Here is a 9,432-nt window from a genome sequence, read left to right as displayed (position 1 = left end):
ACCTTGAATAATATTCCTGATGGTGCCAAAATGTATATTAAGCCTAAGCCAGTTCCAGTAGTGGAAGAAAAGCCGGTTGCAAAACCAGCAGCATCTAAAGCAATAGCTGATAATGCAATTCCAACTGAAGCTGAAATCAAAACCTTGCTTGCAAAGAATACCTGTATCGCATGCCATGCTCCTGATAAGAAAGTTGTGGGTCCAGGATATAATGAGATAGCAAAGAGAAAATATTCACCAGAGAAAATTGTAGAGTTGATCTATAATCCTAAGCCTGAAAACTGGCCTGAATATGCCACTCCAATGGCACCAATGCCTCAAGTTAAAAGAGAGGATGCTTTGAAAATCGCTCGTTGGATTAATTCTTTGGACAAGTAAAAAACAGAGGGCTTTAATCTCCAAAAAAAACCGTCGCCAATTGGTAACGGTTTTTTTGTTTCAGAAAATAACTGGTTAGGGCAGGATAGGCAGTATGCATTAAATTTTAATATTATGGTTGATTTTAATTATAAACCATAAAATATGCGTTCTTCAATTCTTGTTATAGGATGGGTTTTCAGTATTTGTCTTTCATTGAATCTGAAAGCTGAAATCACAGATTCTCTTTCGAAAGAAAATCAAACTAAGCCAAATGTGGTTTTTATCCTTGCCGATCAATGGCGTGCCCAGGAATTAGGCTATGCAGGAAGTGAAAATGTTCTTACACCCAATCTTGATGCTTTGGCAGAGGAGAGTTTGGTTTTTCATAATGCCGTTTCAGTAAGTCCTGTTTGTACCCCTTGGAGAGCTAGCTTTTTAACAGGTCAATACCCCTTGACAAATGGTATTTTCTATAATGATAAGCCTTTGCCTACTGAGGCAGTAACAGCTGGAAAAATCTATAAAAATGCGGGATATGCTACGGGCTATATTGGAAAGTGGCATTTGAATGGACATCCACGAGGAGAAGATGCTTTTGCAGCGCGAGATCTTCCAGTTCCTAAAGAAAGAAGACAAGGGTTTGATTATTGGAAAGTTCGGGAGGTCACTCATAATTATAATAACAGCTTTTACTTCGATGAAGAAAATGTAAAGCATACTTGGGAAGGATATGATGTTTTTCCACAAACTGATAGTGCTATTAGCTTCATCAATAGAAACACCAAAAATCCATTTTTCTTAATGCTTTCCTATGGACCACCACATGATCCTTATTTTTCTGCTCCTGAGGAGTTTAAAAAGCTTTATAATGAAGATGATATTAAATTAAGACCAAATGTGCCCGAGGAGTTACAGGATAGTGCTCGGCATGTGTTGGCAGGTTATTATGCTCATTGTTCAGCCATTGATAAAGCAATAGGGGATTTGTTGAAATCTTTAGATGAGGCAGGTTTGAAAGATAATACGATTATTGTTTTTTCTTCCGAACATGGAGATATGCTCTTGTCCAAAGGAGTTTTGAAAAAACAGAGACCATGGGATGAATCGATTAAAGTCCCACTTTTGATAAGGTATCCAGAGAAGTATGGGCAAGGAAGAAAAGATTTTTATGATCCGATAAATACTCCGGATTTGCTACCAACCTTGCTTGGCATGAGCGAAATCAAAAAGCCAAAAACGATAGAAGGAAAAGACTTTTCAAAAAAAATAATTTCGGGAAATGATCTTGAAAATGAAGCTGCTCTTGTGATGCTCCCTGTTCCTTTCCATGAATGGAAGTTTATGAACGGAGGTAGAGAATATAGGGCTATTCGGACTCAAAGATACACCTATGTAGAGGATTTATTGGGACCATGGCTCTTATACGATAATGAAAATGATCCTTATCAAATGAATAATTTGGTTGGAAAAGAAGAGTCAAGTTCACTTCAAGAAGAAATGAAGAAGATTCTTCAGGCAAAACTGAAGAAGACCAATGATAAATTTTTGCCTGCTGATGAGTATATGAATATGTGGAACTATCTCTATGATAACCCGGGAGGAAGAAGTGACAGTTTACGCTTAGAAAATTATTTGGAAGTAAATAGAAACTAGACGGTTTCATTCTAAGGCTTGAAAGGTTTGGAATACATTGGAATACGTTCTATTTTGAATTATTGCCATCAACCTTCAATTGTCATTTAATTCCAAATTATATGCTCTCCAGATTTTATCTAACCATCTTACTTTTTTTTGTTTTTGCCTGTTCTTTTAAAGATCCGGAGAAATTGAATCCAAACACTTTTTCAGCTGATGTCATTATTTACGGTGGGAATTCAGCTGCTATCATTGCAGCGGTACAGGTGAAGAAAATGGGTAAATCTGTCTTGGTTGTTTCGCCAGATAAGCATTTGGGTGGACTTTCATCAGGAGGTCTTGGATATACTGATACCGGAGATAAATCAGTTATTGGAGGTTTAGCGAGAGATTTTTATAGCCGCGTTTATTCCCATTATCAACAAGATTCTGCTTGGAAATGGCAAAACAGTGAGGAATATGGAAATAAAGGTCAGGGTACTCCTGCTATTGATGGAGATGCAAGAACCATGTGGATTTTCGAACCACATGTAGCAGAGCAAATTTTTGAGGACTACGTGGAGGAATTTAAAATCGAGGTTTTTCGAGAAGAATGGTTGGATAGAGACTCTGGTGTTTCTATGATAAATGGAGAAATCACCGAAATAAGGACACTGTCTGGGAAATTATTTGAAGGGAAAATTTTCATTGATGCCACATATGAAGGGGATTTAATGGCTTCTTCGGGGGTGTCATATCATATTGGGAGAGAATCAAATGAAGTTTATGGAGAAAAATGGAATGGAGTACAGGTGGGAGTATTTCAGCATAGGCATTATTTCAAGGATTCTATCAGTGCCTACAAAACCCCAGGAGATTCTTCCAGTGGATTAGTTGCTGAGGTTACTGGAATCCCACCGGGTATGAATGGTACTGCTGATAATAGACTTCAAGCCTATAACTATAGAATGTGTCTGAGTAAACATCCTGAAAACCGAGCTCCTTTTGAAAAACCATCCGAATATGATCCCGCTAGATATGAATTGTTAGCAAGAGTTTATGAAGCAGGTTGGAATGAGACCTTTGATAAATTTGACCCCATTCCCAATTTAAAAACAGATACCAATAATCATGGACCTTTCAGTACGGATTATATTGGTAAGAATTATACTTATCCTGAAGCAAGTTATGAGGAAAGAAAGGCTTTATTAGAGGAACACACCAACTACCAAAAAGGATTAATGTATTTTTTGCAGAATGATCCAAGCGTTCCGGAAAATGTTCGGGAAGAAATGGCTCAATGGGGTTTGGCTAAAGATGAATTTATTGATAATGGGAATTGGCCGCATCAGATTTATGTGAGAGAAGCGCGAAGAATGATTGGTGACTATGTCATGACCGAACATGAAGTTCTCGGAGATAGAGAAGTTCCAAAACCAATTGGTATGGGTTCCTATTCACTTGATTCGCACAACGTCCAAAGATTTGTAACTCCCGGTGGATATGTACAAAATGAAGGAGATATTGGAGTACATCCAAAGAACCCCTACAGCATTTCATATGGAACTTTGATCCCTAAGAAAACGGAATGTAAAAACTTATTGGTTCCGGTTTGTGTCTCCAGTTCGCATACAGCATTTGGATCCATCAGAATGGAACCAGTATTTATGATTTTAGGGCAATCGGCAGCAGCAGCCGCTGTTCTTGCTATTAATTCAAACTCATCCGTTCAAGACTTGGATTATACCGAACTCAAAGAAGTCCTTTTGAATGAAAAGCAAGTTTTAAACCTAGAGGGAAGATTGTAAAAATCAATTTCTAGGAGGAGTGATCATGATATGTGCACGATGTGTTCCTGGGTCCATAATCCAAGGCATTCCTGGAGCACTGGGTTTAAGAGGTAGTCCTGTACTTTCTGAAGTAGCCCAAGGTAAGTATACCACATATCTAAGGTAAGTATCAGAAACATCTCCAGTGGAAGAGTCATAATTTTCAGCATCAGCTGTCAATACAAACAAAGTAGCACCTTCTTCAGGCATTTTAAGTTTTCCACTTTTTGCTTCAGCCTCTCTCATATCGAAAATTTCCTGAAAAGTCTTTCCTTCTTTCTTAAGTACCCTGCCTCTTTCCATAAAGGGTTCAAGACCTTTTTGATAACTGGAAACACTGAAACCAGGTGAATTAGGGTCATCTGTAATACAAATCATTTCATTGCTCCCGTTTCTGAGAACGATAAAATCCCCATTTGAATCATATCCATAAACCATTGCTCCTTCTTTCTTTTCATCTGGAGCAGCCATTAAAGCAGTCTTTATTTGCACTTCTTTGGAGGGGATGGTTTGAGAAAAACAAAAATTTGAAATTAATAAAAGGCCAAAAACGGATAGATAAGTTTTCATAGATTAATTTTTTGGGTTTCCTGAATTTACAATTTATTTCTGAAACTAATTGACCTTGTTCATTTTTGAAAACCCTTACGAATACCCAACTGAATCGTTCTTCTTTTTTTGAATATCCTTTGGCATCCTGATCAACCAGAAAACCAAAATTTTTTTTAGGGAATAATGCAGGATTTTTTCTATACGCCTCCCCTAGAAAAAGTAAATACTAGGAGAGGAAGAACTAAGAAGAAGGTTTTATTAATAATCAATTATTAAATGAGTCCTTCTTTTGAATAAAGAGTAATTCCCTTTTCAATCATTAATTCTATTTCTGATTGTAAATCTTGGCTTAACCTTTTAAAATGAAAGCAACTTTTACCTTTGAGGCATTTCCTAAGTTCTGGGGTTATCGATTCAAAGAAGGAAGGATGGGTATAAATAGGGAAAAAATAAAGTCTTGCATCTTTTGGTTTTGGAACTACACTGGCAAAATAAAAACCACTGACTAACTGTTTCCCTTGCATGGTTTCTTTGGTTCCTGATACCTCAAAAACATCTTCTTTATCTTTATTGATGCGAAGTGGGGGAATATGCTTTATTAAAGAATTCTTTAAAAATCCTCTTATTTCTTCTACAGAATTCATGAATAAAAATTTAAATAAAAGGATTGTCTTAATCTCTGAGATGTGCAGGTCATTAATAAATTTGTTTTTACTCGGGTTAAATTAAACTTGACTAAATAGAATTACCTAATAATTCAAGGACCATATTCCTGCTTTTTCTGCTTGACTTATATTTAAGATAGAATCTTTGAATGTAACAAAAGTTTGTCCGTCTGTACCAAGTTCCCAAAACTCTCCTCTTAAAAAAACATTTAAACTGATAGTATTACTGGGTCCGTTGGATGGATTTGCCAAAGAGTATTTAGACCATGCCTCTTTTACTTTTATTTGATTCATGTCCTCTTTATTTAGAAAACTAGGATTGGGTTCTTTATCAAAGCCCTTCCATAAAGAGTCCATACTATTTGAGCCAGTTTGAAATGAAGGGACAAGGGTTATTTCGGAACCCGATGAATTAGCCTGATTATATAATTGCGGATACCAACTGTCATGATCAATTAGAATAGAGGATTTAGTGAATGGAAACTCAATCGTCTGAACTCTTTTTGACTCTGGTTCTGAAATAAACTTTAATTCAGATGAATTAGGGTATAATTCAACTATTGGTTCCCCAACGATTTTTCCATCCGGCCCGAAAACAAAAGAAACATTTTGTAGATTTTTTTTATTTTCAACAAATAATTCACCATTGGAAACATAGGGGCCTGGAAGTACAATGGTTCCAGCAACAATGTGAGCTCTAGTTTCTTTAGCCAATTCACTAAAAGTATTATAATAAACCGAAGCCATTACTTTTGATTTCATTCTTAAAATGGCTGAAACAGACTTGTCTTCTTCATCGCCTGTTTTAATATACCCAAGGAAAAAATCGAATACATTACTCAAAATAAAAGTGCTGATAGCTTCTTTTAGTGTTTCTTTTTCTGCCAAGGCATGTTTTTCACCAAGCAGAACCAACCAAGTTCCAATGTAATCGGGGTAAAGTATTATGGTTTTATCCCGAATGAAACCCTTTTCAGTTGCCGCTACTAGATATTGTCTTATTTTCTGTTTGAATTTGACTGCATTGACGTAATCAGAAGCCATCATATAAGGTTGTATTCCTATGATGTTTCTATCAAGAGTATCAGTAGGGTTTATTTCTTCAATGATAGAAATATAGCTCTCCGGTTCACTTAATGGTAAATTTCGACCTGAATAAGACCATATCAACCATATGAAGACGACAAGAATAACAAAACTGATACTTCTTTTTAACATGAAATTTCGCGAGGGCTTGGATAAAGAAAGCGTTTCTTTTCAATTTAGGGAAAAGTTTCTAGCCTCATTATTTTACTTTTTAATTCCGGTCTTAATCAAACTCAAATCCAAATTTTTCTCCTTTTTTAAGCATTATTGTTGTTTCAGAACCATTGTAGAATAGCGTTATCGTCTGGCTTGCTTCCGGTAAAAGTGAAAGGTAAGTTACTTCACCATTCTCCCAAGCCATATCTACAGTAATGTTTCCTCTCGCTTTTATTCCTTTTACTTCTCCTTTAGACCAAGCTTTTGGTAAGGCCGGGAGTAAACGGATTATTCCAGCTTCATTGGATTGAATAAGCATCTCAGCTACACCTGCAGTGTATCCGAAATTCCCATCTATTTGGAATGGGGGATGTCCGTCTAATAAATTAATAAAGATAGATTGAGTGAGTAGCTTTTGAATATGTTCATGGGCCATTTCTCCATCTAATAATCTAGCTGAAAAATTGATAAGCCAGGCTCTTGACCATCCAGGTCCTGCTCCACCGTTTTCCAATCGATAATTTAAAGTTTTCCTTACCGCTTCAAAAGCCTCAGGAGTTTCATTTTGGGTGATAGCACTTCCGGGATGAAAAGCATACAAATGAGACATGTGTCTGTGACCTTTTTCGGTTTCCTCATAAGGTTGATCCCATTCTAATATTCTTCCATCTTCTCCAATCTGTACACCCGGCCTCAATTGACCAAGTTGCTCTTTAATTTTATTCCGAAGCCTTGACTCAGAATCAAGAATTCTTGCAGCTTCTAAAAAAGAAGTGAAAACATCGGCTATGATTTGCTGATCCATAGCTGCTCCCATGGTCGTGGCAACAGATTCCCCTTTCTCATTAATGAATTGGTTTTCCGGTGAAGTTGATGGGGCAGAGACTAAGGTGTTTTCTCCAGGATATTCTACCAACCAAGCTGAATAAAATGCAGCAACTGCTGCAATTGCTGGAAAGGCTCGATCCTTTAAGAATCTCTCATCGCGAGTGAATAAATAATGGTCCCAATAATGTCTTGCCATCCAGCCCCCAGCACCTACCCATCCACCCCAGTAAGCAGTGGCAGCCCGCATGAAAGGAACCTGCCATAGGTCTGTTGCATGCGGTAAATAAGTGCCAGGCATATCAAAATTTTTCTGAGCCACTTCTTGGCCTTTGTAAATAGCACCGTCAATAAAATCAAAAAGTGGTTGGTTTAATTTACTTAGGTTAGTGACGTCTGCAGGCCAATAATTCATCTGCAAATTGATGTTCAAATGATAATCAGCATTCCAAGGAGCATTGATGTGTTCATTCCATATTCCTTGAAGATTAGCTGGGTTGGTTCCCGGTCTACTTGATGATATTAAAAGATATCGACCATAATCAAATAATAGTTTCTCTAAATAAAGATCGGTTTCACCGGCCTTAACATTTTCTATTCTAACATCTGTTGGTACTTCAGCTACAGATGGATTTCCCAGAGATAATTTCATTCTATCAAACCACTCAGAATACTCTTCTGAGTGATTTGCCAATGCTTCATCCCATGACTTACCTTTTATGGCCTCCAGATCACGTTCCGCTCCAACTTGATAGTTTTTATCATAAAAACTTGTCTCAGTAACTAACTTAAGGATTACCTCTTTAGTCCCTTTTAATTCTAAAAAATCAGAACCCGTAATGATGGTTTCTTCATCAGTATCTGCGAAAATCAATGTTCTGAATTTTACACCTTCTAATATTGGATAAGGCTTGGAGTCGATTTGACCTTTTCTTTGGGTTGCCATTCCTGACATTTCAAGAGTATTCTTACCCACAGTTGAGGAAGTTGCAGTGGCAAAACCTTCGTCATCGGGTCTGCTGAGTCTTATTTTTCCTACAAATCCGTTTGGGTGATCTGTCGATAATTTTATAAAGATTGCATTGTCTGGAGCGCTTGATATAATAGACTGGTTAACTGAATACCCTTCAGTCTTAAAAGTCGAAGTTGCTAAAGCCGTATTTAGATCTAAGCTTCTTTTGTAGTCGGTTATTTCTTTAAATTCAAAATCCAGCCATAAATCTCCCAAGGTTTGGTGCGACCTCGTAATTCCTTTTCTTGAAAAAGCTCCCACCCATAGTGAATCAGCTTTTTCATTTTCACCTGCTCTTAAATAGGCTCTGACTTGATCTAAATCTTTTCTTCTTCCTTTCGCTATTTCCCATTCTCCATCAAAACCAGACCACATGGAATCCTCATTTAATTGAATCCTTTCCATGCTTGTTTTACCAAAGACCATGGCTCCTAATCTTCCATTTCCTACAGGTAAAGCTTCTTCCCATTTCTCTGCGGGTTGATTATACCAAAGGATGGATTTTTGGGAAAAACAGATGGAACAAAAAGTAAAAAACAGTGCTATTAGCGCAGTAAGGCTTTTCATATATTTTGGGTTTGGATTTAAGATTACAAAAAACCCAACCTTAAGCCAATAGAAAAGCCTTAAAAATCTATAGAAGAAAAGATTTCTTTATTGTGAAATCAAAAAGTCTCTAAATTCAGGTGTGTTGAAATTACTCATCCCTTGTTGATAAAAGACTATTTTTCCTTCTGGGTTTATAACTAGGGTGGTTGGTATAGCTTCACTCTGTAAACTTCTATTCAAGCCATAACTAGCATGGGCTGTAGGAAAAGTCCAGCTTTTTCCATTCAGGAATTTTCTACTTTTTTCTATGTCATTATCTAAGCCGATCATTAGAAATTCTACATTTGGATCACTTTCTACAGATTTATAGAGTTCCGATATATGGGGCATTTCTGCCCGACAAGGTCCGCACCAAGTTGCCCAAAGATTAATAAAAAGAGTTTTTCCCTTGTAATCTTTTAAGTCAATAATATTTCCATCAAAGTCCACAAATTGACCTCTGTAGTCAAAGTTATCTTCCTTGAGATCGGGGATTTCAATATTTGGCTTAATCAATCCCGTGGAGAGTAAAACAGATTGAATACCCCCTGTGATCACGGGAAGTAGCCCAGTAAAATATAGAAAGGCTACGATTGCAGCCATGATTCCCCAACTTTTTGCTTCTTTTTTCCAATCCATTTCGAAGTACGATTTACGAGTATTAAAGTACGAGGTTACTATAAACTCGTACTTTTGAAGAAATTCTCCATTCTTCTATTTTTTCGAGATACAATTTTAATGTCTT

General features: G+C 36.9%; 8 protein-coding genes. 3 read left to right on the top strand and 5 right to left on the bottom strand.

Features of this window, described 5'->3' with window-relative positions:
• The 3 genes from Q0L68_RS11990 to Q0L68_RS11980 all read left to right on the top strand — a co-directional run.
• A partial coding sequence (locus Q0L68_RS11990; RefSeq protein ID WP_296703379.1) for a c-type cytochrome occupies positions 1-378 on the top strand: 378 nt, incomplete at its 5' end.
• 144 nt (positions 379-522) lie between these two features.
• Positions 523-2,013, top strand: a complete 1,491-nt coding sequence (locus tag Q0L68_RS11985; protein ID WP_296703377.1) for a sulfatase — start codon at positions 523-525, stop codon at positions 2,011-2,013.
• 101 nt (positions 2,014-2,114) lie between these two features.
• Positions 2,115-3,782 carry an FAD-dependent oxidoreductase gene (locus Q0L68_RS11980; protein WP_296703374.1) on the top strand — a complete coding sequence of 556 codons (1,668 nt, stop codon included), beginning with the start codon at positions 2,115-2,117 and terminating at the stop codon, positions 3,780-3,782.
• Between the two features lie 3 nt (positions 3,783-3,785).
• Here Q0L68_RS11980 and Q0L68_RS11975 read toward each other — a convergent pair whose 3' ends face one another.
• From Q0L68_RS11975 to Q0L68_RS11955, 5 genes are all read right to left on the bottom strand, one after another.
• Positions 3,786-4,373 (bottom strand): hypothetical protein, encoded by a 588-nt coding sequence (locus Q0L68_RS11975; protein ID WP_296703371.1) that lies wholly within the window; start codon positions 4,371-4,373, stop codon positions 3,786-3,788.
• Positions 4,374-4,627: 254 nt separating this feature from the next.
• On the bottom strand, positions 4,628-4,999 hold the full coding sequence (locus Q0L68_RS11970) for a hypothetical protein (protein WP_296703368.1): 372 nt from the start codon (positions 4,997-4,999) through the stop codon (positions 4,628-4,630).
• A 105-nt stretch (positions 5,000-5,104) separates the two neighbouring features.
• Positions 5,105-6,238, bottom strand: a complete 1,134-nt coding sequence (locus tag Q0L68_RS11965; protein WP_296703366.1) for a hypothetical protein — start codon at positions 6,236-6,238, stop codon at positions 5,105-5,107.
• Between the two features lie 91 nt (positions 6,239-6,329).
• On the bottom strand, positions 6,330-8,666 hold the full coding sequence (locus Q0L68_RS11960) for a glycoside hydrolase family 95 protein (protein WP_296703364.1): 2,337 nt from the start codon (positions 8,664-8,666) through the stop codon (positions 6,330-6,332).
• Positions 8,667-8,753: 87 nt separating this feature from the next.
• Complete coding sequence (locus Q0L68_RS11955; protein WP_296703362.1) at positions 8,754-9,326, bottom strand: TlpA disulfide reductase family protein; 573 nt, start codon at positions 9,324-9,326, stop codon at positions 8,754-8,756.
• Positions 9,327-9,432 lie beyond the last annotated feature (106 nt).

It is taken from the genome of Algoriphagus sp. (assembly GCF_024642405.1).
GTDB lineage: Bacteria > Bacteroidota > Bacteroidia > Cytophagales > Cyclobacteriaceae > Algoriphagus.
Note: the sequence above shows the minus strand (reverse complement) of the source record. Positions and strands in the feature narration are given on the sequence as shown.